Origin of the sequence: Streptomyces sp. NPDC047000 (assembly GCF_040644295.1) — a bacterium.
Classification (GTDB): Bacteria; Actinomycetota; Actinomycetes; order Streptomycetales; family Streptomycetaceae; genus Streptomyces.
In genome coordinates, this window is record NZ_JBEYWE010000006.1 from 142952 (window position 1) to 167227 (window position 24276).

Consider the following 24276-nt stretch of genomic DNA (forward strand, 5'->3'; position numbering starts at 1 on the left):
CGACATCGAGGGAGATCCTCATGGCCGACCACGCGCCACCCGCCGGTGCGGACAGTGCGGGCAGCGCCGGGAGCGGTGCCGGGAACAGCGGTGCGGTCATCCACCGCGCGTCCGCCCCCGAGCACGTCCCCGGGAACGTCCTCGTCCCGATCGGCGCCCTGCTGCTCGGGCTCCTGCTGGCGGCGCTGGACCAGACCATCGTGTCGACGGCCCTGCCCACCATCGTCAGCGACCTCGGCGGCCTGGAGCATCTGTCCTGGGTGGTGACGGCCTATCTGCTGGCCTCGACCGCCGCCACGCCCCTGTGGGGCAAACTGGGCGACCAGTACGGCCGCAAACGGCTGTTCCAGACCGCGATCGTGATCTTCCTCGCCGGTTCCGCGCTGTGCGGCGCCGCCCAGAACATGCCGCAGCTCATCGGCTTCCGCGCGCTGCAAGGGCTCGGCGGCGGCGGGCTGATGGTGCTGTCGATGGCGATCGTCGGCGACGTCGTACCGCCCCGCGAACGCGGCCGCTACCAGGGCCTGTTCGGCGCGGTCTTCGGCACGACCAGTGTGCTCGGACCGCTGCTGGGCGGTCTGTTCACCCAGCATCTGAGCTGGCGCTGGGTGTTCTACGTCAATCTGCCCGTCGGGGCCGTCGCGCTCGCCGTCATCGCCGCCGCCCTGCACATCCCGCGCCGGACGGCCGGACACGTCATCGACTACCTCGGCACCCTCCTCATCGCCTCCGTCGCCACCAGCCTCGTCCTGGTCGCCTCCCTCGGCGGCACCACCTGGGGCTGGGGCTCCGCGCAGATCGTCGGTCTGACCGCGCTCGCCGTCGTCCTCGGCGTCGCCTTCGTCCTCGTCGAGCGCCGCGCCGCCGAACCCGTCCTGCCGCTCAAGCTGTTCCGTATCCGCACCTTCGCGCTCTCCGCCGTCATCAGCTTCATCATCGGCTTCGCGATGTTCGGCGCGATGACCTATCTGCCGACCTTCCTCCAGGTCGTCCACGGCGTCACCCCGACCATGTCCGGCGTCCACATGCTGCCGATGGTGTTCGGCCTGCTGCTCTCCTCGACCGTCTCCGGGCAGATCGTCAGCCGCACCGGCCGCTGGAAGGTCTTCCCGGTCACCGGCACCGCCGTCACCACGATCGGCCTGCTCCTGCTGCACCGGCTCGACGAGACGAGCTCCACCGCCGAGATGAGCGGCTACTTCCTCGTGTTCGGCCTCGGCCTGGGCCTGGTCATGCAGGTCCTCGTACTGATCGTGCAGAACGCGGTGTCGTACGAGGATCTCGGCGTCGCCACCTCCGGCGCCACCTTCTTCCGCTCCATCGGCGCCTCCTTCGGCGTCGCGATCTTCGGCACGATCTTCGCGAGCCGTCTCGGTGACAAGCTCACCAGCGCGCTGAGCGGCGTGTCCCTGCCCGGGGGACTCTCGGCGGACACCCTAGAGGCCGATCCGCGCGGCATCGCCGCCCTGCCGCCCGCCGTCCGCCCGGCGGCCCTGCACGCCTACGCCTCCGCCATCACCGACGTCTTCCTCTACGCCGTCCCCGTCGCCCTGTTCGGTTTCCTGCTGGCCTGGTTCCTCAAGGAGGACAGGCTGCGCGGCTCGGTCACCGCGCCCGACGTCACCGAGACCCTCGCCAGCAACCCCGTCGAGCGCTCCTCCTACGACGAGGTGGCCCGCGCGCTGTCCCTGCTCGGCACCCGGGAGGGCCGCCGCGCGGTCTACGAGAAGATCACCGAACGGGCGGACCTCGACCTGCTTCCCGCGGCCAGCTGGCTGCTGCTGCGCATCAAGCGGTACGGCTGGGCCGAGCCCGGGGTGCTCGCCGAGCGCAGCATGGTCCCGCTGCGCGTCATCCTGGAGGCCGGCCGTCAGCTGGAGGAACGCCGGCTGGCCGACCGGGTGGGGCTCGACCTGGTGCCGACCGAACGGGGGCAGGCGGTCGCCGAGGAACTGGCGCGGGCCCGCGAGGAGTCGCTGGCCGAACTCCTCGGGGACTGGTGGGGGCCGGACCGGCCGACGGATCTCATCCAACTGGTGAAGGAACTGACCGACGAACTCTGCGGCTCGGACGCGGAACGCCCCCACGGCCCCGGCACGGCACCCGCGCCGCAGCCGGGGTGACTCCCGGGCCTCTAGTGCCGCGGCAGCGCCAGCTCCTTGCGGAACCAGTGCTCCGCGTACCGGTCGTCGTTGTGCGGCGCGGTCTCCTCGTACCCCAGCCGGGTGTACAGGGCGCGGGCCTCGACCAGGTCGTCGCGCGTGTCCAGCACCAGCGTCGTCGCGCCGAGATCCCGGGCCGTGTCCTCGGCCGCCGCGACCAGCAGCGCGGCGCCGCCCCGGCCGCGCATCCCGGCGTGCAGGAAGACCCGGGTCAGCTCGGCGGTCGACGCGTCGAGCAGCCGTACGCCCGCGCTCCCGGCGGGCCGGCCGCCGTACCGGGCGACCAGTAACCGGCCCCGGGGCGGCGCGAGTTCGGCCCCGGTGCGGGCGGTGATCTCCCGCTCCAGCTCCGCGGGAGCGGTACGGCGGCCCTCGTGCAGCAGGTACCAGCGGTCGCTGACCTCGGTGTAGTACGCCCGCCAGAGCGCGGCGGCGACGGGGGACCCGGGGGCTTCGGGGGTGATCGTCCAGACCATGGACGGCATTGTCCCCGCCGTGGCCGCCGCCGGGGGTTTGTTTATGGCGCCGGGGCGCGGCAACCCGGTTCGTGAACCGGCCCACCGGGCCGAGACACCGGAAGGCATCCATGTCCACAGTCATGATCATTGTGTTGATCGTGTGCGTGGTGGCCGTGCTCGCAGTCGCGGCCATCATGATGTCGAAGGCCCGCCGACCCCGCGGCGGACGCAGCCTCAAACGACGTTTCGGGCCGGAGTACGAGCGTACGGTCGCCCGGCACGACGGGAACACCCAGGCCGCCGAGCGGGAGCTCGCCGCGCGGGTCGAACGCCATGGCGACCTGCGGGAACGGCCGCTGGACCCGCAGCGGCGCGAGCGGTACGAGGCCCGCTGGACGGCCGCGCAGGAGCGGTTCGTCGACTCGCCGCGCGAGGCCGTGGCCGAGGCGGACCGCATCATCGCGGACGTCGCCGACGAGCGGGGCTTCCCGGGTGACGGCCGCTACGAGGAGCAGGTCGACGCGCTGTCCGTGCACCACGCGGAGCATGTGCACGGCTACCGGAGGGTGCACCGCGTCGCGAACCCGGACGGCACGGCCACCGGCACCGGCAGCACGACCGGCGGCGGCACCGCCACCGAGGAGATGCGCGAGTCCCTGCTGGAGGCCCGCGCCCTGTTCGACGAACTGGTCGGCACGAGCGCGGACACCCGCCGCGGCCCCGCCCACCGCCGCCAAGGCGGTCACGGGCACGGCGACACGACGTTCGGAGACGGCCGGGAGGGCCAGGACGCCCACGGTCCCGCCCGGCACAGGAAGTGGCACAAGGAGGAGCGAACGGCATGACCGACCCGACCCCCAGGACCACACCCGCCGGCACACCTGCCGACAGGGACGGACGCCCCGCCGGCGCCCGCACGGAGAGGTCCACCGGCACCCCCGGAGGCACGGTCTCCGGCACCCCGCCGACGAACCCCGCACGGAGCACGCGTACGGACACCGCGCCGGGCACCCGAGCGAGGCCGCTCGCGGAGAAGGCGGCCACCGGCGCACCGGACCAGGACCGGTTCGCGACCCCCCGCACCACCGAAAACCCCACCGCTCCAGCGACCACCCATGCGCCCACCACCGGCAGCGGCAGCCGCACGCCGGCCGACGACCGTCCCGGCACCGACCGCCACGGCATCGAAGGCACCGGCACCGACCGCTCCGGCACCGACCGGCGGGACGCCGACCGGCTCCTGCCCCGCGACGAGTCCGACCGTCTCGCCGAGCAGATGCGGCACGCGGTCGCCGGATTCGTGGACGGTCCCGGTACCGCCGTCGAGGAGGCCGACCGTGTCCTCGAGGAGGCCGCCGCCCGCTTCACCGACGCCGTCGCCCAGCGCCGCCGCTCGCTCCGCCGTGCCTGGCAGCCCCTCGGTGAGGGCGACGGCGACGGCCGCAACGGCAGGTCCGGCACCCCGAACGCCGACACCGAGGTGCTCCGCCTGGCGCTGCGCGACTACCGGGAGCTGACCGACCGGCTGCTGAGCCGCTGACCGGCCCACCGCCCGGCCCCCGACCGGCCGCCGATCCGTCGTGATCAGCGACCGGTCGGCCGCCGACCCGGCCTCCGCCGTCGCCGCCCCCCCGCGACGACGGAGGCCGCTCCCGCTATCCCTGCCCCCGCCGCTCGTGCCGTTCCCTCCACTGCCGTGCGACGTCCTCGACGTCGTACGGCTTCTTGCCGAGCGGAGGGCCCGGCGGGGGCCTGAACATGACCTCCCGGATCTTGGCGTTGACCGCCTCGACGATCTTCCGCGCACGGAGTTCCGACGGCGCGTCGAGGGCGGCCTCCAAGGCGTCCTCGGCCTCTTTCCGCAGCGCCAGCGTGGGCGGCAGGACTGCCAGCCCCTCGCGCGCCATCTTGCGCCGGACCCACCACAGTTCGTCGTACGACGACTCCAGCTCACGCGGCAGCGGACGCCCCGCACCGGCCAGCTGCTCGAACTCGCCGCGCGCCACCGCGTCACGGATCTGCTTGTCGACCCAGGACTCGAACGGGACAGCGGGTGGCTTTCGCTCGGTCATGCATTCAGTGTGCCGGACGAGACGGCTCCGGGCGTTTTATCATTCGGCGGCGGTGGCCGTTCCGGCTGTCGTACAGAACGTTTTTGGGGGAGAACGCACGTGCTCGAACTCACCATGGCCACCGTCTCGGCGGCGGAAGAGGGTGCCACTGCCGGCATGCTCATGGCCGAGGCGCCCAGTCAGCCGGGCGCCGTGCTGCGGGTCGGCCGGGACGGTTCCGTGTGCCGTCTGGCGACACCCGACGACTGGCTGTTCGTCTCCCGGGTCCATCTGGAGTTCGTGTGCGCTCCCGACGGGACCTGGCAGGTGACCTGGCTGCGCGGCTCGCAGTCGGACCCCTCCTCCGAGGTGCAGATGCTCGTCCAGGGCTACCCGAGACCCGTGGCCTACGGCGGGACCGTGCCGCTGCCGCCCGGCGGGAACGGCGAACTGGTCATCCAGGACCGCACCGGCCCGCGCAGCGTCAACGTCGGGTTCTTCCACGAGAGGTGACGCGGCGCCGGGCCGGCGACGGTTCGGGGCCGGCGGCGCCGCGGGTCTCCGCGGTCGCCGGAGCCGTCCCCGTCAGGGCAGCACGCGCGCCAGGGCGAACCCGTCGTAGCCCTTGCCGCCCACCGTCTGGATCGCCGTGCCGGACAGGCGGGGATGCGCGCCGATCAGCTCGATCGCGGCCCGGGTGCCCCGCACGTCCGGCGCGGTGCTGTCCGCGTCGGCCACCCGGCCGTCCCGCACCACGTTGTCGACGACGACGAGACCGCCCGGGCGCGTGAGTTTCAGGGCCCACTCCAGATAGTGCGGGTTGTTGCCCTTGTCGGCGTCGATGAAGACCAGGTCGAACGGTTCCGGGTCCTCCTCGGCCAGCTCGGGCAGCGACTCCAGCGCCGGTCCCACCCGCACCTCCACCCGCTCCGCCAGCCCCGCGCGCGTGATGTTGCGCACGGCGACCTCGGCGTGCCGCCCGCTGCACTCGAGGGAGACCAGCCGCCCGTCGTCCGGGAGGGCGCGGGCCAGCCATATGGTGCTGTAGCCGCCCAGGGTGCCGATCTCCAGGATGTTCCGCGCGCCCTGGATCTGCGCGAGCAGTTGCAGCAGCTTGCCCTGCGGCGCCGTCACCGCGGCCTGCGGGAGCCCGGCGGCGTCACTGTCCCGCACGGCGGCCGCGAGGGCCTCGTCGTCGGGGGAGAGATGAGCGGTGAAGTAGTCGTCGACGGTGTTCCAGAGGTCGGACCCGGCCATGTCGCTGCCCCTTCGTCTGCCTGTGCGGAGTCACGGCACTTGTGCTTAGAACGGCTAACTAGAATCCCTAACGAACGGGTTCTCCGTCCGGTTCCCGCCCCCACCGACGACCTCCGGACAAAAGAAGCGCGGCCGTCAGGTGAAGGCGCGGTAACCTGCGTCTCTTTCCCAGGGCGGGCGGACCCTCATAGGGTTCGCAGAGTGAATCCCACGCGCGGAGCTCAAGGAGATCCCTGGGACGGCGTGGACGCGACGGGGCGGGAGGCCTGCGAGGCGTGGCGAATGTGGAACACAGCGGGCGACGGCCGGAAGCCTTCGGCGCGACGGCGACGGCGACGGCCGGAGCCGGGCCCCGGCAGCGTGCGGCCCGGCTCGGCCTGTGGATGCTGGCCGCCGTCCTCGCCGTACGGCAGGTCGCCGTCGTCCTCGGCACCCCCCGCGGCAGCCGCCTGACAGCCCTGGAGACCTGGGTCGGCCAGGACGGCGTCCTGCATGTGAAGGGCTCGCTGTACGACTCGACGCAGTTCACCGGCACCCCGTTCGGCGGCCTGGTCCTCAAACCCCTCACCCGGGCGGCCGAACAGGCCCTCGGCTGGGGCTGGACCTTCGGCACCCTGCTGCTCGTCGTCGCCCTCGGCACGGTCGCCGCCCGCGCCCTGCCGCCGCCGGTCAGCCGCCGCACCGCACACGTCGCCGCGCCCGTCGCGATCAGCCTGCTGATGCTGTCCCTGCCGGTGCGCAACACCCTGTGGCTCGGCCAGACCAGCATCATCCCGGTCCTCCTCGTGCTCCTCGGCTGCTTCACCGTCCGCGGCGAGCGCGCCGGAGGCGTCCTGATCGGCCTCGCCGCCGCCCTCCAGCCGACCGTGCTGCTGTTCGCGCCGCTGCTCTGGTTCACCGGCCGCCGCCGCGCCGCCCTCACCACGGGGGCCACGTTCGCCGCGTCCACGGTGCTCGCCTGGGCCGCGATGCCGAACGACTCGTACACCTACTGGGTCCACCACATGGCCGGCGCCGGCCTCGGCGGCCGGGCCGACGGCCTCGGCAACCAGTCCCTGCACGGCGCCCTGCTGCGCCTGGGCCTCTCCGGCCCCCTGGAGATCGCCCTGTTCCTCGCCCTCGGCGCGGCCGTGGCCACTCTCGGCATCCGCCGCGCCGTGCGCTACGCGCGCGACGGCCAGCTGCTCCTCGCGGTCGCCGTCACCGGCTGCGCCGCGATCGCCGTGTCGCCGACCACCTGGCAGCACCAGCTCCTGTGGGTGCTCCTCGCGGTGGTCGGCCGGGTCGGCAGACGGGCCTCGGACCGCTACCTCTGGCCGGTCGCCGTGATCCTCCTGGTCACCCTCCCGGCCAAGATGCTGCTGCCGAACATGGCGGCCCTCTACCCGCTGCGCGACAACGTCGTCCTGCTGGCCGCTGCCGCCGCCGCGACGGTCGTACCGTTCCTGCCGCGCAGCTCGCCGTACTACGCCACACCGGTCCCCACGGACTACGCCGCCCCCGTCCCGGCACGCTTCCGGCACATCCCGCTGCTGCCGTTCCTGCGCCGCGTCCTCACCCGGCCCAACCTGCTCCTCGAACTGCTCCTCATCCGGGTCACCTACGCCGCGTACGCGAAGGTGCGGCTCGCCGCGACCGGTGGCTCCAACGCGGCCGGACGCGAGCGCGCCGAGGCGCACGGCCATCAGATCCTCGGCCTCGAACGCGCCCTCCACATCGACATCGAGCACTGGGCCAACCACGCCGTCGTGCACGTCACGTGGCTGCGGGACTTCTTCGACTTCTACTACGAGTCGTTCCACTTCGTGGTCCCGCTGACCATCCTGGGCGTTCTCTACTGGCGCCGCCCGGTCGACTACCGCTGGGCCCGCTCCTCCCTGGGCCTCGCCACGTTCCTGGCCCTGGTCGGTTTCTGGCTCTACCCGCTGGCCCCGCCCCGCCTGATGCCGACGCTGAACATGATCGACACGGTGCACGGCGTCCAGGACTTCTCCAAGCCGGACTACGGCACCCTGACCGCGCTCACCAACCAGTACGCGGCGATGCCGTCGCTGCACTTCGGCTGGGCCCTGTGGTGCGGCCTGGTCATCGCGATCATCGCGCCGAAGTGGTGGATGAAGGCCCTGGGCCTCCTGCACCCCCTGTTCACCGTGTCGGCCATCGTGGCGACGGGCAACCACTGGGTACTGGACGCGGTGGGCGGGGCGGTGGTCGTCACCGCCGGGTTCGCCCTGTCGTACGCGCTCCAGGGCCCGAGGGCCCGCTCCCTGACACCGGCCGTGATCGTCGTCCACGACGAGGAGCCGGTGAAGGCGAAGGACCCGGCGGCGGCCACCGGCGCCGCCGCGACCGGGTAGTGCTGTGACCGGAAAGGTTTGCCGAGAAGCTCGCGGCGTCCGGCGCGGTGCATCGCAAGGCGGAGCATTACCCGCGTACTGGATGTACTCGGGTGATGCGACAACGCGGCGAGGTGCCGTGCCGGACGCCGCGAACCGGTGAACCTTTCCGGTCACAGCACTAGGAGGACGGGCAGGCGGTCAGTCCCGCCGTACGGCGCTCTCCTCCATGGCCGCCACCAGCCGGGCGAGAGCCTTGAGCACCCACTCCCGGTCGTCGCCGAGGCCCGCGAACAGTTCGAGCTCGGTGGCGAGCTGGCGGGGGAAGAAGCCGTCGACCGCCTCGGCACCGGCCGGGGTGATCGTGACGAGCGCCGCGCGCCGGTCGGCGGGGTTGGGACAGCGGGAGACGAAGCCGCGCCGCTCCAGCTTGCCGAGGGTCTTGCTGACCCCGGCCCGGGACAGCCCCATCCGGTCGGCGAGACCGCTGGCGATCACGGGCTCGGTGGCATAGCGGAGCGGGATGAGCATGTCCACCTCGGGCGAGGTGAGCGGGGCGCCTTCGTAGAGGGGCTCCACGGCCTTGCCGAGCAGCCCGGTGGCGCGCTTGAGGAGCGACACCAGCTCCATGGGGGAGGTGTCGAGCCCGGGGTGGTCCGCGGCCCACTGGCCGCGGGCGGTGGTGGGGGAGGTCATACGGGACGCCTTCTCACTCCGTGGGCCATATTTGTTAACCGGTGAATCATAGGCTTACTGTTGATCCCATGATATCCCCGTCGCGCTCCCGTACCACCGATGGAGGAACCACCTCCGGCACCACCGGCCCTTCCGACGCCACCGGGCCCTCCGGCGCCGCCCGGCCCTCCTCCGCACCCGGTGCGGGCTCGGTCCTCGGCGCCCGCTCCGCGACGGCCCTGGTCGCCGTCCTGGCGGCCCTCACGGCGGTGGCACCCCTCGCGACCGACATGTACGTCCCGGGCTTCCCCGCGATGGGGGACACCCTGGGCGCGAGCAGCTCCGCGATCCAGCTGACGATGACCGGCTTCCTCGCCGGCCTGGTCGTGGGCCAGCTGCTGATCGGCCCGATCAGCGACGGCCTGGGCCGCCGGAGGCTGCTGCTCGGCGGCGCGGCGGGATTCGTGCTCTTCTCCCTCCTGTGCGCGCTCGCCCCCAACGCGCCCCTGCTGACCGGCGCGCGCTTCCTCCAGGGCGTCGCGGGCGCGGCGGGCATGGTCCTGGCCCGCGCGGTCCTGACCGACCTCTTCCACGGCCCCGACCTGCCCCGCCGTTTCGCCCTGCTCTCCCAGATCATGGGCGTGGCGCCGATCGCCGCCCCGGTCCTCGGCGGAGCCGTCCTGTCGGTCTCCACCTGGCGAGCGGTCTTCGCGGTCCTGACCGCGATGGGCGTCCTGCTCCTCCTGGCGGTACTGAGGACGGTCCCGGAGTCCCTCCCCCCGGAGCGCCGTCACCCCGGCGGAGTGACGAGCACGTTCCGTGCGATGGCGGCCCTGCTCGGCCGCCGGACCTTCATGGGCTACGTCCTTGTCGTGGCCTTCGCCGCGGCCGTGCTGTTCGCCTACATCAGCGGCTCCAGCTTCGTCTTCGAGAAGCTGCACGGGGTCAGCCCGACGGTGTACTCGCTCATCTTCGCGACGAACGCGGTCGGTTCGCTGCTCGGCGGCGCGGCCTTCGCGAGGCTGGCCGGACGCGTGGCGCTGAACACGCTGCTGACGACCGGCGTGGGCTTCCTGCTGCTGGGCGCGCTGGCACAGGTGCTGCTGGTGCTGACGGCGGGGGAGACCCTGGCGGGCACCTGGGCCACGCTGTTCACGGGCACGGTGGGCATCGGCATCGTGTTCCCGGCGGCGATCACCCTGAGCCAGAGCCTGGGCCGCGCGACCCCCGGCGCGGCCTCGGCCCTCCTGGGCGGCCTCCAGTTCCTCTTCGGCGCCCTGGCCGCACCGCTGGTGGGCCTGTTCGGCGACGACAGCTCCCTCCCGATGGCCCTGATCATGCTGACGGCGGCGCTCGGCGCCACCCTGGCGCTGGCTCTCCTGGCCCGCCCGTGGCAGCGACACGGCGAGCCGAACCCGACGGCCGCGGGCCGCCGTTGAGCGGGACCGGTTTCACCGAGGCCGATCGACGAAGCTGCCTCACCGGCCGCCACTCCCTGCGCCACCGTGGCCGTCCGAGGCTCCAAGACCCCGGCGGGGCCGCACCTCGCCCTTGGCCCCGCCGTGTTCGCGGACTTCGTCGGCCGGGCGGCGGCTACAGCCGCTGGATGATGGTCCCGGTGGCCAGTCCGCCGCCCGCGCACATCGTGATGAGGGCGAACTCCTTGTCCGTGCGCTCCAGTTCGTGAAGTGCCGTCGTGATGAGCCGGGCACCCGTCGCGCCGACCGGGTGTCCGAGCGCGATCGCGCCGCCGTTGACGTTGACCTTGGCCAGGTCCTGCTCGAAGACCTGCGCCCAGCTCAGCACCACCGACGCGAAAGCCTCGTTGATCTCGACGAGGTCGATGTCCTTCAACGTCATCCCCGCCTTGCCGAGGACGGTCTTCGTCGCGTCGATCGGCCCGTCGAGGTGGAAGTGCGGGTCGGAGCCGACGAGGGCCTGCGCGACGATGCGGGCCCGCGGCCGGAGCTTCAGCGCCCGCGCCATCCGCTTCGAGGCCCACATCAGGGCCGCCGAACCGTCGCTGATCTGCGACGAGTTGCCCGCCGTGTGGATCGCGGTCGGCATCACGGACTTCAGCCGCGCCAGCGCCTCCGCCGACGTGTCCCGCAGACCCTCGTCGCGGTCGACCAGGCGCCACATGCCCTGACCGGCCGCCTGTTCCTCCTCGGTCGTCGGGACCTGGACGGCGAACGTCTCCCGTTTGAAGCGTTCCTCCGACCAGGCGACGGCCGCGCGCTCCTGCGAGAGCAGACCGAGCCCGTCGACGTCCTCCCGTGTGAGGCCCCGGAGTTGCGCGATGCGCTCGGCGGCGTGGAACTGGTCGGGGAGGTCGACGTTCCACTCGTCGGGGAACGGCTTGCCCGGCCCGTGCTTGGACCCCGACCCGAGCGGTACCCGCGACATCGCCTCGACGCCGCACGAGATGCCGACGTCGATGACGCCCGCCGCGATCATGTTGGCGACCATGTGTGAGGCCTGCTGCGAGGAGCCGCACTGGCAGTCGACGGTCGTCGCGGCGGTCTCGTAGGGCAGGCCCATGGCCAGCCAGGCGGTGCGGGCGGGGTTCATGGACTGCTCGCCGGCATGGGTCACGGTGCCGCCGACGATCTGTTCCACGCAGTCGGCGGGGATGCCGGTGCGGCCCAGCAGTTCGCGGTAGGTCTCGCCCAGCAGATAGGCGGGATGGAGGTTGGCGAGCGCGCCGCCGCGCCTGCCGATGGGGGTGCGTACGGCTTCGACGATCACGGGTTCCGCGGCCATGGAAGATGCCGTCCTCTCCTCGGTTACCCGCGCGGCGCGAGCGTCCCAGCCCGCCCGCCACGCAGAACTAGTACGCGTTCTAGTTCTGTACGGCAGTCTGCTGACTCCGCGTATAGAACCGCAAGGGTCGTGCAGGCGTCGGGGTGGTGCGGACCGCCGCCCGGCCTTCGGGGCTCCGCCCGGTCAACTCGCCACGCCGTATGTCTTGCGACTTGCAGAACGCGTGATTACGGTCACCCCACCGCAGTATCTGATGGACCGTCAGAACGGTTCGGAAGGGTGGGAGGCGCTCATGCACTGCCCCGCGCTGCCCGACGGGTTCGACTTCACCGATCCCGATGTGCTGCTCCACCGCGTGCCCCTGCCCGAGTTCGCGGAGCTGCGCCGGGCCGAGCCGGTGCGCTGGATCCCGCAGGCGCGGGGGGTGGCCGGGTTCGCCGACGACGGGTACTGGGCCGTTACCCGGCACGCCGACGTCAAGTACGTGTCCACGCACCCGGAGATCTTCTCCTCCTGGGTCAACACCGCCATCATCCGCTTCGGCGAGCACATGGAGCGCGACGCCATCGACGCGCAGCGGATGATCATGCTCAACATGGATCCGCCCGAGCACACCCGGGTCCGGCAGATCGTGCAGCGCGGGTTCACGCCCCGGGCCATCCGGGCGCTGGAGAAGCGGCTGCGGGAGCGGGCCACCGCCATCGTCGCCGGGGCGGGCGGGAACAGCGGGGCGTTCGACTTCGTCACCGAGGTCGCCTGCGAGCTGCCGCTCCAGGCCATCGCCGAGCTCATCGGTGTGCCGCAGGACGACCGGGTCAAGATCTTCGACTGGTCCAACAAGATGGTCGGCTACGACGACCCCGAGTACGCCGTCACCGAGGAGACCGCCGCCGAGTCGGCCGTCGAGATCATCGCCTACGCCATGAACATGGCCGTCGAGCGCAAGCAGTGCCCGGCCAAGGACATCGTCTCCGCGCTCGTCGCCGCCGAGGACGAGGGCAACCTCAGCTACGACGAGTTCGGCTTCTTCGTGCTCATGCTCTCCGTCGCCGGCAACGAGACCACCCGCAACGCCATCACCCACGGCATGCACGCCTTCCTCACCCACCCCGACCAGTGGGGCCTCTACCGGCGTGAGCGCCCGGCGACCACCGCCGAGGAGATCGTCCGCTGGGCCACCCCCGTCAACGCCTTCCAGCGCACCGCCGCCCGGGACACCGAACTCGGCGGGCAGCGGATCAGGAAGGGCGACCGGGTGGGGCTGTTCTACTCCTCCGCCAATCATGATCCGGAGGTCTTCGAGGACCCCGGCGTGTTCGACATCACCCGTGATCCCAACCCTCACCTCGGGTTCGGCGGCGGCGGTCCGCACTACTGCCTCGGCAAGTCGCTCGCCGTCCTGGAGATCGACCTCATCTTCGGCGCCCTCGCCGACGCCATGCCGGGGCTGCGGCTCGTCGAGGATCCGCGGCGGCTGCGGTCCTCCTGGATCAACGGGATCAAGGAGTTGAGGGTCACCGCGGCCGGTTGAGCGTCTCCGCCGCGGGTCACCCCGCTGTGCCCGGGCCGACGGCATCCCGGCGCCGTCGGCCCGTCCCGGCCCTCGGGCGGCCTCTGAGGGAGCCTCCGAGCGGGCTTCCGGGGGCCTCCGGGGCGGTCCGCCGGGACGCGGACGGGCGGCAGCCCCCGGATGATGTCCGGGGGCTGCCGCCCGTGCTGCTGTACCGAATGTGCCGCAGGTCACCGGTGGTCTACTCGCGTAGCCACGGTCGCGCGGGTCTCCCGCGCGGTTCGGCCGGCTCAGTACCAGTGGTGGGTCTGCCAGAACTGCCAGGCGCCGACGGGGCTGCCGTAGCGGGAGTTCATGTAGTTGAGGCCCCACTTGATCTGGGTGGCGGCGCTGGTCTTCCAGTTGCCGCCGGCCGAGGCCATCTTGGAGCCCGGCAGGGCCTGGACCAGGCCGTAGGCGCCGGAGGAGGAGTTCACCGCGCCGACGTTCCAGTTGCTCTCGCGCTGCACGATGTGGCTGAACGCGTTGAACTGGGCCGAGTTGGGGATCATCCTGTGCGCGATCGCCTTCGCCTGTGCGGCCGAGTCCACGCTCGAGGCGTGGGCGGGCGCGGCGCTCAGCACCATGCCGGTCGTGGCGGCTGCCATGGCGGCGGCGGTCAGGGCCTTCTTGGGGGAAGCGATGCGGCGGATGAAGGAGATGGACACGGTGGAACCTTCTGGTCGGGGTCATGGGGTCACACACAGGCCGATGTGCGCTCTGCGCGGCGGGGGCCTGTGTCGGCGCCGTGGCCCCGAGGGGGTTCGGCGGTGCCTTGCGACGTGGTTCAGACAAGCAGGATCCAAACGCGTCCGCAATGACCCCTTTTACTAGTTGTGGTCGCATCGCGGCTGAGTGCCCGCTGTGTGACCTGGCTCTCAATCCCCAGGTCAGGGCCCCTTATGGTGAGGGCATGTCATGCCTTATCGGCTACTAAGCCGCTTCGTACGTGATAGGCGTCATGTGGGGTGGTTCACGGTTCACGTGACAGTCCGTACGGACGGTCTCACTCTGCGGGTGCGTCGAATGTGACCGCGGTCTCGAAAGCGGCCCTCCGCGTCGCCCTGCGCAGCGCCCGCAGCACCGCCGGACCGAGAACGGCGGTCAGGACGACCGTCACCAGCGCCCTCCCCAGGTCCCAGCCGAGCGAGGTGGCCAGGCAGTACGCGGCGAAACGGGCCAGGTTGGCCGGTACGGCGGCGTGCGGGTCGAAGGCGATGCCCGAGGCCAGCGCCCCCATGAACGGCCACCCGGCCAGGTTCATCACCGTGCCGTACGCGAACGCCGCGACGAAGCCGTAGCAGGCCAGCAGCACGATCTCGGTACGGCCGCGCAGCCGCTCCGGGCCCGGCAGCAGCCCCGCGCCCATCGTGAACCAGCCCATCGCCAGCATCTGGAACGGCAGCCAGGGGCCCACCCCGCCCGTCAGCAGCGCCGACGCGAACATCGTGAGCGAGCCGAGCACGAAGCCGAAGCCCGGACCGAGGACGCGCCCGCTGAGCACCATCAGGAAGAACATCGGCTCGACACCGGCCGTCCCCGCGCCGACCGGGCGCAGCGCCGCCCCGGTCGCCGCCAGTACGCCCAGCATCGCGACCGCCTTCGGACCGAGGCCCGACTCCGAGATCGTCGCCGCCACCACCGCCACCAGCAGTGCCAGCAGCCCCGCGAACAGCCACGGGGCGTCCTGCGCGTGCGCGCCGAGCTGCGAGGACGGCGGCGCGAGGAACGGCCAGCCGAACGCCACGACCCCCACCGCGCCGACGAGGACGAGGGCGGCGCGGGAGCGGGGGCCCAGGCGGACGGCGCGGATACGGCGCGGGCGCGTGCCGCTGTTCCTCGGACGGATGCGGGTGCGTGGGCGGGTGGCCGTGAGCCGGGTGGGGGCAGGCGTGCGGTCTGTGCGGTTCGTCATGCCAGGGCCTCGCGGATCTGGGTGACCGTGAGCCACGGCCGGGGCGCGAGGATCTTGGTGACCTGCGGGGCGTAGGAGGGGGAGGAGACCACCACGTCCGCCGTCGGCCCGTCCGCGATCACCTCGCCCTCCGCGAGCAGCACCACCCGGTGGGCCAGCTCGGCGGCCAGTTCCACGTCGTGGGTGGCCAGCACGACGGCGTGCCCGGTGTCCGCCAGGTCACGCAGTACCGCGACCAGGCGGGCCTTCGCCGCGTAGTCCAGGCCGCGGGTCGGCTCGTCGAGGAGCAGCAGCGGCGGCCGTGCGGTGAGGATCACGGCCAGGGCGAGCGTGAGCCGCTGCCCCTCGGAGAGGTCGCGGGGATGGGTGGCGTCGGCGATGCCGGGGAGCAGCTCCGCGACCAGCGCGCGGCAGGTGCCGGGGGCGGCGTGCGCGTCCCGGTCGGCGGCGGCGCACTCGGCGGCGACCGTGTCGGCGTACAGAAGGTCGCGCGGTTCCTGCGGCACGAGGCCGACGCGGCGTACGAGGTCGGGGGGCGCCGCGCGGTGCGGGGCGAGGCCGCCGACGGTGACCGTGCCGGTGTGCGGGGCGACCAGGCCGGCCAGGGCGCCGAGCAGCGTGGACTTCCCGGCGCCGTTGCGGCCCATCACGGCGACGCTCTCGCCGGGGGCGACGGTGAGGTCGACGCCGCGCAGTGCCTGGACGGGGCCGCGGCGGACGCCGAGGGCGCGGACCTCGGCGGCCAGGGGGGTGGGCGGGGCGGTCAGGGGAGTGCGGCGGAAGAGACGGGGGCGGCGGCGGGGCGGCGCCGCCGGCCCGGAGGCCGACGGCGGTTTCCCCTGCACATGGGCTGCCGGTGCCGGTGCCGGTTCCCGTCCCGCCAGCCGTTCCCGCAGGTCACCCGGTTCTGCCGCCCGGCGCCGGGCGTCCCGTACCGTCAGCGGGAGCGGGGACCAGCCCGCCAGCCGCCCCAGCTCCACCACCGGTGGGCACACCGGTGACACCGCCATCACCTCGGTGGGCACCCCCAGCACCGGCGGGGCGCCCGGCGCGGGCAGGAGCACGACCCGGTCGGCGTACTGGACGACGCGCTCCAGCCGGTGTTCGGCGAGCAGGACCGTCGTCCCGAGGTCGTGCACGAGCCGCTGGAGCACCGCGAGCACCTCCTCGGCCGCCGCGGGGTCGAGGGCGGACGTCGGCTCGTCGAGGACCAGCACCCGGGGATGCGGGGTGAGGACGGAACCGATCGCGACGCGCTGCTGCTGGCCGCCGGAGAGGGTGGCGATGGGCCGGTCACGGAGGGCGGCGAGGCCGAGCAGATCGAGGGTCTCCTCGACCCGGCGCCGCATGACGTCCGGGGCGATGCCCAGCGACTCCATGCCGTAGGCGAGTTCGTCCTCGACGGTGTCGGTCACGAAGTGGGACAGCGGGTCCTGGCCCACCGTCCCCACGACGTCGGCGAGTTCGCGCGGCCGGTGGGTGCGGGTGTCACGTCCGGCGACGGTGACCCGGCCGCGCAGGGTGCCGCCGGTGAAGTGCGGCACGAGCCCGCTGACCGCGCCCAGGACGGTGGACTTCCCGACCCCGGACGGCCCCGCGAGCAGCACGAGTTCGCCCTCCGGCACCTCGAACCCGATGTGCCGGACCGCCGGTTCGGCGGCACCGTCGTAGATCACGGAGACGTCCTCGAAGCGGATCACGACGGCTCCTTGCCGGAGGGGGGTACGAACGATTCAGCGGGTGCGGGGGCGACGAACGCCGGGAGCAGGCCCAGGAGTACGGCCGCCGCGGGCCACAGGGGGAGGACGGGGGAGACCAGCGGGACGACCCCGGGGCGCAGGGCGGCCGGGTCGGCGGACGCGGCGAGCGTGAGGAGGGCGGCGACGGCGGCGCCGGACGCGCCGACCAGCCAGGCCCGGCCGTCCCAGCGGTCCGGGCGGTAGCGGGTGCGCGGCGAGCGGCGTCCGCCGAGGTGCAGTCCGGCGAGGGCGGCGGCGACTCCGCCGAGCAGGAGCGGGAACGCGTACGTGCCGCCGTCCTCGGTGAGCAGCCCGTACGAGCCCGCGCAGACGCCCAGCAGCCCACCGAGGGTGAGCACGGCCGTCGTACGGCGCACCCGGTCGGGGACGTCGGCACTGCGGCCGTAGCCGCGCGCGTCCATCGCGGCGGCGAGCGCGACGGAACGCTCCAACGCGCCCTCCAGCACCGGCAGTCCGACATGCAGCAGCCCCCGCACCCCCCGGTCCGGACGGCCCCGCAGGCGCCGGGCGGCACGCAGCCGGCGGCCGTCCGCGATGAGGTTCGGGGCGAAGGTGAGTGCGACGACGACGGCGACACCGGCCTCGTAGAGCGCGCCGGGAAGGGACTTGAGGAGCCGGGAGGGGTTCGCGAGGGCGTTGGCGGCACCGACGCACACCAGCAGGGTGGCCAGCCGCAGCCCGTCGTAGAGCGCGAAGACGACGCCCTCGGCGGTGACCCGGCCGCCGATGCGGATGCCCTGCGCCCAGTGAGGGAGCGGGACTTCGGGGAGGGTGAGGAGGGTGTGGGTGCCCGGGACCGGGGAGCCGAGGGCCACGGCGAAGAACAGGCGCAGGAGGAGTACGGCGAGGGCGAGCCGTACGAACGCCGGGTAGGAGCGGGCCCACGGGGCGGCGGTACGGCAACTCGCCACGACGTAGGCCGAGACGGCGAGCAGCAGGGCGAGGAGGAGGGGGTTGGTGGTGCGGGTGGCGGCGGTGCCGAGAGCCAGCGCCCACAGCCACCAGGCGCCGGGATGGAGGGAGTTGTGGCGGCCAAGTCGTTCAGTCATGGAGCCGGTGCCGCCGCCGGGTGCGCCACACCGCTGCCGCGCCGAGCACGGCGACGGCGGTGCCGCCCGCGATCAGGCCGAGGGAGGGACCGGAGGACGCGGGGGTTTCCTCGGCGGTGGCGGTGCCCGCGGTGGCGGCCGCCCTGCCGCTGCCGTCGCTGCCGCTGACCTGCTCGCCGCAACCCCGTCGCGGATAGCCGGAGATGGCGCAGAGCAGCGCGTCGGTGTCGTAGCGCAGCGGTTTCGCCACGGCGGCGAGGGCGTCGGCGGCGGTGGCGTCGGGGGACACCCGGGCGCACGCCGTACGGGCGGCGGGCGGGGCCTCACCGGCGGGCGCGTCGGACGCCGTACCGAAGTCGATGACGAGCGCGACGCGTTTGGTGCCGTCGCGGGCCGGGGTGTGCGCGCAGACGGCGGTGAAACCGGCGGTGCCGCGGGGGCGGGAGGCGTCGGCGGAGTCCGCGCTGACGGCGAAGCGGAAGCCTTCCACGGCGCCGTCGGAGGGGCGGGCGGTCGCCGGGCCCTGGGTCGCGTAGACCCACGAGGCGCCGTTGCCGCCGTGGCCGTCCTCACGCTCCCAGAAGGACCAGTAACGGTAGCCGGTGGCGTGGGCCGCCTGCCCCGCCGCGAGCCCCGACAGCAGCACGGCGAGGACGAGGGCGGCGGCGGCCCGTATCCGGGAACGGGCACTCACGGCTTGCGCCGTCCGCGGCCCGAGAGGAGGAAACCGATACCGGCCCCGGCGACGAGACCGATCCCGACGATCCACCAGACGCCGAGGCCGCCACCGCCGTCCTGCTTCGCGGACTCCCGCTCGGCCCCCTGCGCCCCGGTGCCCTGTGCCCCGGTGGCCTTCTGCCGCGCGGCCGGGCCCAGGGCGCCGAGCCGCTGGACGAGGTCGGTGCCGCCGAAGTGGCGCGGGTCGGCGCCCATCGCGTGGGCGGTGAGGATCAGTGCGGCGTAGGCGGCGGGGCCGCTCTGCCCGGCCCACGGCGCGGCGTGCTTCTCCAGCCAGGCGTACGGCTTCTGCGCGGCGCCGGTCCAGCCCAGCGCGGCCAGCGAGACGACCGCGTCGGCGGTGTTGCCGTAGTCGGGCTGGTTCCCGGCACCGGGGAGCACGGACTTGAGGTAGCCGGTCGCGGAGGTCCGGTCCCGCAGATAACCGGCGCCGTTGCGGGCGATGTCGGCTGGCGTGAGCGGCGACGCGCCGCCGCAGGAGCCGTCGCCGGGGGAACTCTTCCCGGCCGCCGTCACGAAACCCTTGCCGAGCGCGGCCAGCACCCCGGCGGCGGTGGCGTCGGCGTTGGCGGCGAGTTCGCCCTTCTTGCCCGGCTGGTAGGCGAGCGCGCCGCCCCCGTCCTTCGCGCACGGGACGGACCACTCGGCCAGCAGGGTGTACGGCGACGCCGTGCCCTTCGCCGCGCGCACCCGGGCGGGGTCCGCGCCGGTCGCGGCGAGGGCGCCCACGACGACGGAGGTCGAGTTGGTGTCGCTGGCCCCGCCGGGGGCGTAGGGCCAGCCGCCGTCCTTGTTCTGGACCGACTTCAGCCAGCTGACGGCCCTGCCGGTGGCGGCCTCGTGCCCGCCGACGGCGGCGAGGGCCTGCACGGCGGCGGCGGTGGCGTTGGTGTCGCGGGGGAGCTCGGCGTCACAGGGCGTGCCGGTGCCCGGGGCGGCGCGGTACGCCGGGAAGGCGCCGTCGGCGCACTGCTGTCCGGCGAGCCAGTCGACCGCCTTCGCCGCGGGCGTGAGTCCCACGGTGTGCTGCGCGAGCAGGGCGAGGGACTGGCGCCAGACGCCGTCGTAGGCGGGGTCCGTTTTGCCGAACAGCCCGGAGGGCAGGGCGGCGGAGGGGGAGGGCGACGGTGACGCGGTCGCGGCGAAGGCGGCGGGGGCTGCGGTGCCGGCGAGGACGGCCGTGAGGGCGGCCAGTGTCCCGGCGGTGCGGCGGACGTTCATGGGCGGGTGGGTGCCTTCCCCTGCGGGAAGCCGTGACGCGGCACGGGGACACCCCCGGGCGGCGGCTCGGCTCCGCAGACCTCGACGGTGCCGTGCGCCGACGGGGCCCGCCGGTGCACCTGAGCCGGTCACGCGATGCCCGGGGCGGTCCGGCTCACCACCCTCGTGGGCGGCTCACGGTTGCGGGTCAGCGCCGGAATTGCACCGGCTTCCCCCTGAACGGGCGTGATGACGACCCCGCCACTGTACCCGGCCCCGGGGGACGGCTGAGAGAAGGCTGTGCGCGACCTCGCCGGAACACGGGCCTCACCCGGCCGCGAGGTGTGCCGACCGGTGTCACCCCGCCGCCACGTACGTCACCGGATCGCTCCCCGCCACCGCCTCCGCCCGCCCCAGCTTCACCAGCCGCCGCAGATGCGCCTCCGCCTCCGAGACGGCGATGTTGCGCGACCCGTAGGGGATCTGTTCCCACGGCCGGTTCCACTCCATCCGCTCGGCCAGCTGCCAGGTGGTGAGGGGCGTGGCGAGGAGGGTGAGCAGGCCGGTGAGGCGTTCCTCGTGGTGGGCGAGCAGCTCCCGGACGCGGGACGGGGCGTCGGTGAAGGGGTGCTGATGGGCGGGCAGCACCTCGGCGGGGCGGAGCCGGCCCACCCGTTCGAGGGAGTCGAGGTAGTCGCCGAGCGGGTCGGTCACGGTGGCGTCGTCGGGGTCCTCGTAGAGGCCGATGTGCGGGGTGATCTCGGGAAGCAGGTGATCGCCGGAGAACAACCGTCCGTGGCCGCCCGCCGGTTGCTGCGGATGCTGTTCCTCCAGGTGCAGGCAGACATGGCCCGGCGTGTGTCCCGGCGTCCAGATCGCGCGCAGCCGCCGCCCCGGCAGGTCGAGGAGTTCGCCGGGCACGATCTCACGGTCCGGCAGGGCGGGGGAGAGCCCGGCAGGGACACGGCGCGGGGCGGCGCGCAGCGGGGCGATGTGCTCCTCGGGAGCCCCGGCGGCGGTCAGCTTGGCCGCCATGTAGGCGAACCAGCTCTCCGGCCGGGTCTCCCGGGTGCGCCGTACGATCGCGGCGTCGGCGGCGTGCAGCGCGATCCAGGCGCCGGAGGCGTCCCGGACGCGGCCCACCAGGCCGTGGTGGTCGGGGTGATGGTGGGTGACGACGACGCCGTACACCTCGGCGACCGACGTGCCGCAGGCGGTGAGACCGGCGACGAGGGTGTCCCAGGAGGCGGGGTCGTCCCAGCCGGTGTCGATCAGCACCGGGCCGCGGTCGGTGTCGACGACGTAGACCAGGGTGTGGCCGAGCGGGTTGTCCGGGATGGGGACTTCGACGGACCGTACGCCGCCGCGGTGGTCGTGCACCTGCGTCATGGTTCCCCCTCGTGTGCTTCCCGCCCCCGATAACTGGAACAGGTTCCCATGAGTGCCCCCGGCGGCCAACGGCCCCGGCCGCATCCGTGGACTCCCCCGGACGGAGCTGGTATGAGTTCAGGTATCTGACGGCCCGTCAGGCAACGTTGGCCGGGCGGCGCTTCCCGGGAGGCATCAGGCCATGACCGAGCTCGTGGAACACGGACAGCTGTTCATCGGCGGCGAGTTGACCGACCCCCTCGGCACGGAGGTCATCGAGGTGATCTCCCCGCACACCGAGGAGGTCATCGGCCGGGTGCCGCACGCCTCGCGCGCGGACGTGGACCGGGCGGTCGCGACGGCCCGGCGGGCCTTCGACGAGGGACCGTGGCCGAGGACGACCCTGGAGGAGCGTATCGGGATCGTCACGCGCATCAAGGACGCCATCGCGGTGCGGCACGAGGAGATCGCGCGGGTGATCTCGTCGGAGAACGGGTCGCCGTACTCGTGGAGCGTCCTCGCGCAGGCGCTGGGCGCGATGATGGTGTGGGATTCGGCCATCAAGGTCGCGCGGGAGTTCTCCTACGAGGAGCGGCGCGACGGAGTCCTCGGCAAACTGCTCGTGCGACGCGAGCCGGTGGGCGTGGTCGCGGCCGTCGTCCCGTGGAACGTGCCGCAGTTCGTCGCCGCCGCCAAGCTCGCGCCCGCGCTGCTGACCGGCTGCTCGGTGATCCTCAAACCGTCGCCGGAGTCACCGCTGGACGCGTACATCCTGGCCGACATCACCCGCGAGGCCGGTCTTCCGGAGGGCGTCCTGTCCATCCTCCCGGCGGACCGGGAGGTCAGCGAGTACCTGGTCGGGCACCCGGGCGTCGACAAGGTGTCCTTCACGGGCTCGGTCGCGGCGGGCCGCCGGGTGATGGAGGTGGCGGCGCGCAACCTCACCCGTGTGACGCTCGAACTGGGCGGCAAGTCGGCGGCGGTCGTCCTGCCGGACGCCGATGTCGCACAGGCGGTGGCGGGCATCGTCCCGGCGGCGTGGATGAACAACGGGCAGGCGTGCGTCGCCCAGACCCGCATCCTCGTCCCGCGCTCGCGCTACGGCGACTACGCCGACGCCTTCGCGCAGGCGGCGTCCGCCCTCAAGGTCGGTGACCCGCTCGACCCGGCGACCCAGGTGGGCCCGCTGGTCGCCGAACGCCAGCAGCGGCGCAACCTCGACTACATCCGCATCGGGCAGGAGGAGGGCGCCAAGATCCTCACCGGGGGCGGCCGTCCGGCCGGCCTGGAGAAGGGCTGGTACGTCGAGCCGACCCTCTTCGGAGACGTGGACAACGGCATGCGGATCGCCCGGGAGGAGATCTTCGGCCCGGTCATCTGCCTGCTCCCCTACGGCGACGAGACCGAGGCGGTGAAGATCGCCAACGACTCGGAGTACGGGCTGTCCGGCAGCGTCTGGACGGCCGACGTCGAGCACGGCATCGAGGTCGCGTGCCAGGTCCGCACCGGCACCTACTCGGTGAACACCTTCAGCCTCGACATGCTGGGCCCGTTCGGCGGCTACAAGAACTCCGGCCTCGGACGCGAGTTCGGCCCGGAGGGCTTCGGCGAGTACCTCGAACACAAGATGATCCACCTCCCCGCCGGCTGGGAGGGCTGAGCGGCCATGGGCGACCGCTGGCACATCGAGGTGGACCGTTCGCTGTGCATCGGCTCCGCCCAGTGCGTCGACCGTGCGCCCCGCGCCTTCCGCCTGGACACCGCTCGCCAGTCCCGCCCCGTCGCACCGGACACGGACGCGGCGGAGCCGGTCCTGGCGGCGGCGGAGACCTGCCCGGTGGAGGCGATCACCCTCACCCTGCTGAGCAGCGGGGAGGTGGTGTTTCCACCGGAAGAGTGAAAAAAATCCCCTTGAGGGTGTTGCGCCGGGCCTTGCCCGTTGTACATTGGTATTGGCCTACGAGACGAGTGAGGGAGCCCGACCGGAGTAGCCGACTCTGGCGAGACGCAGCAGTTGGGCATCCGCCGTTGCCGACGTCGGCGGTAGGGCTGAGAGGCCGGAAGGCAGCATCCGGGCCGACCGGCGACCCCTGGAACCTGATCCGGACCATACCGGCGCAGGGAACCCGTCTCGTAGGTTTTTCGCGCGCACGATCCCCCGTCCGGGGCGTGCGCGCTTCCGCGTCCGGGGTGCGGGTCTCTCCTCTCGGGCCGACGCCTTCTCGGGTTCTCGGGCGGACACCTTCTCGGACCGACGCCTTCTCGGGCCCGACGGTCGCCGCCCGCTCAGCGCATGATCCCCGCCCCGTCCGCGCACGGCGGGACCCCGCCCGCACCCGGGTCCGTGAGGTCGATCAGGCGGCAGACCGTTTCGATGTCGATCTTCACCTGGGCGATCGAGGCGCGACCCGAGAGCCAGGTGATCAGGGCCGAGTGCCAGGTGTGCTCGATGACGCGGACCGCGGAGAGCTGGGCGGGCGTGGGGGCGGGGGCGGCCGAGGGGGCCATCGCGTCCAGGATGATCGCCGTCGTCTGACGGGAGACCTGGTCGACCTCGGGGGAGACGCTGCGGTCCGCGAAGGTGAGGGCCCGGACCATGGCGTCGGCCAGATGGGGCTCGCGCTGAAGGGCGCGGAAGGCGCGCATCAGGGTGTCCGCGACGCGCTCCGCGGCCGTGTCGCCCGTCGGGGGCTTCTTGCGCAGCGTGCCGTGCATGTGGTCCAGCTGGTCCTGCATCGTCGCGACCAGCAGGTGCACCTTGGACGGGAAGTAGCGGTAGAGGGTGCCCAGGGCCACCTGGGAGGACTCCGCGACCTCCCGCATCTGCACCGCGTCGAAGCCGCCCCGGCTGGCCAGCTGGGCGCTGGCGCGCAGGATGCGCCGGCGGCGGGCCTCCTGGCGTTCGGTCAGCGGAGGCATGCCGGGTGCCGACGCCGGTGCCGGCCGCGCGGTACCGGCCGTACCGCTGGTGTCCACCTTGGCTTGCGCAGACATG

23 protein-coding genes and 2 riboswitches are annotated in these 24276 nt (G+C 73.2%); of the genes, 10 read left to right on the forward strand and 13 right to left on the reverse strand.

Features of this window, described 5'->3' with window-relative positions; all coding sequences use genetic code 11:
- Positions 1–20 precede the first annotated feature (20 nt).
- Positions 21–2123 carry an MFS transporter gene (locus tag ABZ862_RS12815; RefSeq protein WP_360956357.1) on the forward strand — a complete coding sequence of 701 codons (2103 nt, stop codon included), beginning with the start codon at positions 21–23 and terminating at the stop codon, positions 2121–2123.
- 11 nt (positions 2124–2134) lie between these two features.
- On the opposite strand, the gene ABZ862_RS12820 is transcribed toward ABZ862_RS12815, so the two are convergent.
- Positions 2135–2638, reverse strand: a complete 504-nt coding sequence (locus ABZ862_RS12820; protein ID WP_360956359.1) for a GNAT family N-acetyltransferase — start codon at positions 2636–2638, stop codon at positions 2135–2137.
- Positions 2639–2748: 110 nt separating this feature from the next.
- Here ABZ862_RS12820 and ABZ862_RS12825 point away from each other — a divergent pair, with 110 nt between their 5' ends.
- Positions 2749–3465, forward strand: coding sequence for a hypothetical protein (locus tag ABZ862_RS12825; protein ID WP_360956361.1), 717 nt, complete (start codon positions 2749–2751; stop codon positions 3463–3465).
- Positions 3462–4160, forward strand: a complete 699-nt coding sequence (locus ABZ862_RS12830) for a hypothetical protein (protein WP_360956363.1) — start codon at positions 3462–3464, stop codon at positions 4158–4160. Before ABZ862_RS12825 ends, ABZ862_RS12830 begins: the two co-directional genes overlap by 4 nt.
- 115 nt (positions 4161–4275) lie before the next feature.
- On the opposite strand, the gene ABZ862_RS12835 is transcribed toward ABZ862_RS12830, so the two are convergent.
- Complete coding sequence (locus ABZ862_RS12835) at positions 4276–4692, reverse strand: DUF1992 domain-containing protein (protein ID WP_360956365.1); 417 nt, start codon at positions 4690–4692, stop codon at positions 4276–4278.
- A 99-nt stretch (positions 4693–4791) separates the two neighbouring features.
- On the opposite strand from ABZ862_RS12835, the gene ABZ862_RS12840 reads away from it, so the two are divergent.
- Entirely contained in the window at positions 4792–5184 is a 393-nt protein-coding gene (locus ABZ862_RS12840; RefSeq protein WP_360956367.1) for a hypothetical protein, read from the forward strand.
- Positions 5185–5256: 72 nt separating this feature from the next.
- Here ABZ862_RS12840 and ABZ862_RS12845 read toward each other — a convergent pair whose 3' ends face one another.
- Positions 5257–5928, reverse strand: a complete 672-nt coding sequence (locus ABZ862_RS12845; RefSeq protein ID WP_360956369.1) for an O-methyltransferase — start codon at positions 5926–5928, stop codon at positions 5257–5259.
- A 275-nt stretch (positions 5929–6203) separates the two neighbouring features.
- On the opposite strand from ABZ862_RS12845, the gene ABZ862_RS12850 reads away from it, so the two are divergent.
- Positions 6204–8285, forward strand: coding sequence for a bifunctional glycosyltransferase 87/phosphatase PAP2 family protein (locus ABZ862_RS12850; protein WP_360956371.1), 2082 nt, complete (start codon positions 6204–6206; stop codon positions 8283–8285).
- A gap of 180 nt (positions 8286–8465) precedes the next feature.
- Here ABZ862_RS12850 and ABZ862_RS12855 read toward each other — a convergent pair whose 3' ends face one another.
- The gene (locus tag ABZ862_RS12855; RefSeq protein ID WP_360956373.1) at positions 8466–8960 is read right to left on the reverse strand and encodes a MarR family transcriptional regulator; all 495 of its coding nucleotides are present in this window, start codon (positions 8958–8960) and stop codon (positions 8466–8468) included.
- A 68-nt stretch (positions 8961–9028) separates the two neighbouring features.
- On the opposite strand from ABZ862_RS12855, the gene ABZ862_RS12860 reads away from it, so the two are divergent.
- A complete protein-coding gene (locus ABZ862_RS12860; RefSeq protein WP_360956375.1) occupies positions 9029–10378 on the forward strand; it encodes a multidrug effflux MFS transporter in 1350 nt (449 codons plus the stop codon).
- 24 nt (positions 10379–10402) lie between these two features.
- Positions 10403–10549, forward strand: coding sequence for a DUF397 domain-containing protein (locus ABZ862_RS12865; RefSeq protein WP_360956668.1), 147 nt, complete (start codon positions 10403–10405; stop codon positions 10547–10549).
- Here the strand turns inward: ABZ862_RS12865 and ABZ862_RS12870 are convergent.
- Positions 10533–11702 (reverse strand): steroid 3-ketoacyl-CoA thiolase, encoded by a 1170-nt coding sequence (locus ABZ862_RS12870; RefSeq protein WP_360956377.1) that lies wholly within the window; start codon positions 11700–11702, stop codon positions 10533–10535. The two genes, ABZ862_RS12865 and ABZ862_RS12870, sit on opposite strands and share 17 nt — an antisense overlap.
- A 292-nt stretch (positions 11703–11994) precedes the next feature.
- On the opposite strand from ABZ862_RS12870, the gene ABZ862_RS12875 reads away from it, so the two are divergent.
- Positions 11995–13233 (forward strand): cytochrome P450, encoded by a 1239-nt coding sequence (locus tag ABZ862_RS12875; RefSeq protein ID WP_360956670.1) that lies wholly within the window; start codon positions 11995–11997, stop codon positions 13231–13233.
- Between the two features lie 269 nt (positions 13234–13502).
- On the opposite strand, the gene ABZ862_RS12880 is transcribed toward ABZ862_RS12875, so the two are convergent.
- From ABZ862_RS12880 to ABZ862_RS12910, 7 genes are all read right to left on the reverse strand, one after another.
- Positions 13503–13919: a transglycosylase SLT domain-containing protein gene (locus ABZ862_RS12880; protein ID WP_360956379.1), complete on the reverse strand. Its 417-nt coding sequence runs from the start codon at positions 13917–13919 to the stop codon at positions 13503–13505.
- Positions 13920–14257: 338 nt separating this feature from the next.
- Positions 14258–15100 (reverse strand): ECF transporter S component, encoded by an 843-nt coding sequence (locus ABZ862_RS12885; protein ID WP_360956672.1) that lies wholly within the window; start codon positions 15098–15100, stop codon positions 14258–14260.
- A 62-nt stretch (positions 15101–15162) separates the two neighbouring features.
- On the reverse strand, positions 15163–16866 hold the full coding sequence (locus tag ABZ862_RS12890) for an ATP-binding cassette domain-containing protein (RefSeq protein ID WP_360956381.1): 1704 nt from the start codon (positions 16864–16866) through the stop codon (positions 15163–15165).
- Positions 16863–17975: a CbiQ family ECF transporter T component gene (locus ABZ862_RS12895; protein ID WP_360956383.1), complete on the reverse strand. Its 1113-nt coding sequence runs from the start codon at positions 17973–17975 to the stop codon at positions 16863–16865. Before ABZ862_RS12895 ends, ABZ862_RS12890 begins: the two co-directional genes overlap by 4 nt.
- Positions 17968–18669 (reverse strand): SCO2322 family protein, encoded by a 702-nt coding sequence (locus ABZ862_RS12900; protein WP_360956385.1) that lies wholly within the window; start codon positions 18667–18669, stop codon positions 17968–17970. Before ABZ862_RS12900 ends, ABZ862_RS12895 begins: the two co-directional genes overlap by 8 nt.
- Complete coding sequence (locus tag ABZ862_RS12905; protein ID WP_360956387.1) at positions 18666–19934, reverse strand: prenyltransferase/squalene oxidase repeat-containing protein; 1269 nt, start codon at positions 19932–19934, stop codon at positions 18666–18668. The genes ABZ862_RS12900 and ABZ862_RS12905 overlap by 4 nt, the downstream gene beginning before the upstream one ends.
- Before the next feature lie 125 nt (positions 19935–20059).
- A riboswitch (cobalamin riboswitch) is annotated at positions 20060–20189 on the reverse strand.
- A gap of 81 nt (positions 20190–20270) precedes the next feature.
- Positions 20271–21302, reverse strand: coding sequence for an MBL fold metallo-hydrolase (locus ABZ862_RS12910; protein ID WP_360956389.1), 1032 nt, complete (start codon positions 21300–21302; stop codon positions 20271–20273).
- Positions 21303–21483: 181 nt separating this feature from the next.
- Between ABZ862_RS12910 and ABZ862_RS12915 the strand changes: the two genes are divergently transcribed.
- Positions 21484–22941 (forward strand): aldehyde dehydrogenase, encoded by a 1458-nt coding sequence (locus ABZ862_RS12915; RefSeq protein ID WP_360956391.1) that lies wholly within the window; start codon positions 21484–21486, stop codon positions 22939–22941.
- A gap of 6 nt (positions 22942–22947) precedes the next feature.
- Complete coding sequence (locus tag ABZ862_RS12920) at positions 22948–23181, forward strand: ferredoxin (RefSeq protein ID WP_360956393.1); 234 nt, start codon at positions 22948–22950, stop codon at positions 23179–23181.
- A gap of 60 nt (positions 23182–23241) precedes the next feature.
- Positions 23242–23422, forward strand: a riboswitch (TPP riboswitch).
- A gap of 145 nt (positions 23423–23567) precedes the next feature.
- Here the strand turns inward: ABZ862_RS12920 and ABZ862_RS12925 are convergent.
- Positions 23568–24275 (reverse strand): TetR family transcriptional regulator, encoded by a 708-nt coding sequence (locus ABZ862_RS12925; protein WP_360956395.1) that lies wholly within the window; start codon positions 24273–24275, stop codon positions 23568–23570.
- Between the last annotated feature and the right edge of the window lies 1 nt (position 24276).

Coding starts and splice junctions, on each gene's coding strand:
- ABZ862_RS12815 (WP_360956357.1), top strand. CDS start 21: ATGGCCGACCACGCGCCACCCGCCGGTGCGGACAGTGCGGGCAGCGCC.
- ABZ862_RS12820 (WP_360956359.1), bottom strand. CDS start 2,638: ATGGTCTGGACGATCACCCCCGAAGCCCCCGGGTCCCCCGTCGCCGCC.
- ABZ862_RS12825 (WP_360956361.1), top strand. CDS start 2,749: ATGTCCACAGTCATGATCATTGTGTTGATCGTGTGCGTGGTGGCCGTG.
- ABZ862_RS12830 (WP_360956363.1), top strand. CDS start 3,462: ATGACCGACCCGACCCCCAGGACCACACCCGCCGGCACACCTGCCGAC.
- ABZ862_RS12835 (WP_360956365.1), bottom strand. CDS start 4,692: ATGACCGAGCGAAAGCCACCCGCTGTCCCGTTCGAGTCCTGGGTCGAC.
- ABZ862_RS12845 (WP_360956369.1), bottom strand. CDS start 5,928: ATGGCCGGGTCCGACCTCTGGAACACCGTCGACGACTACTTCACCGCT.
- ABZ862_RS12855 (WP_360956373.1), bottom strand. CDS start 8,960: ATGACCTCCCCCACCACCGCCCGCGGCCAGTGGGCCGCGGACCACCCC.
- ABZ862_RS12860 (WP_360956375.1), top strand. CDS start 9,029: ATGATATCCCCGTCGCGCTCCCGTACCACCGATGGAGGAACCACCTCC.
- ABZ862_RS12870 (WP_360956377.1), bottom strand. CDS start 11,702: ATGGCCGCGGAACCCGTGATCGTCGAAGCCGTACGCACCCCCATCGGC.
- ABZ862_RS12875 (WP_360956670.1), top strand. CDS start 11,995: ATGCACTGCCCCGCGCTGCCCGACGGGTTCGACTTCACCGATCCCGAT.
- ABZ862_RS12895 (WP_360956383.1), bottom strand. CDS start 17,975: ATGACTGAACGACTTGGCCGCCACAACTCCCTCCATCCCGGCGCCTGG.
- ABZ862_RS12905 (WP_360956387.1), bottom strand. CDS start 19,934: ATGAACGTCCGCCGCACCGCCGGGACACTGGCCGCCCTCACGGCCGTC.
- ABZ862_RS12910 (WP_360956389.1), bottom strand. CDS start 21,302: ATGACGCAGGTGCACGACCACCGCGGCGGCGTACGGTCCGTCGAAGTC.
- ABZ862_RS12915 (WP_360956391.1), top strand. CDS start 21,484: ATGACCGAGCTCGTGGAACACGGACAGCTGTTCATCGGCGGCGAGTTG.
- ABZ862_RS12920 (WP_360956393.1), top strand. CDS start 22,948: ATGGGCGACCGCTGGCACATCGAGGTGGACCGTTCGCTGTGCATCGGC.
- ABZ862_RS12925 (WP_360956395.1), bottom strand. CDS start 24,275: ATGTCTGCGCAAGCCAAGGTGGACACCAGCGGTACGGCCGGTACCGCG.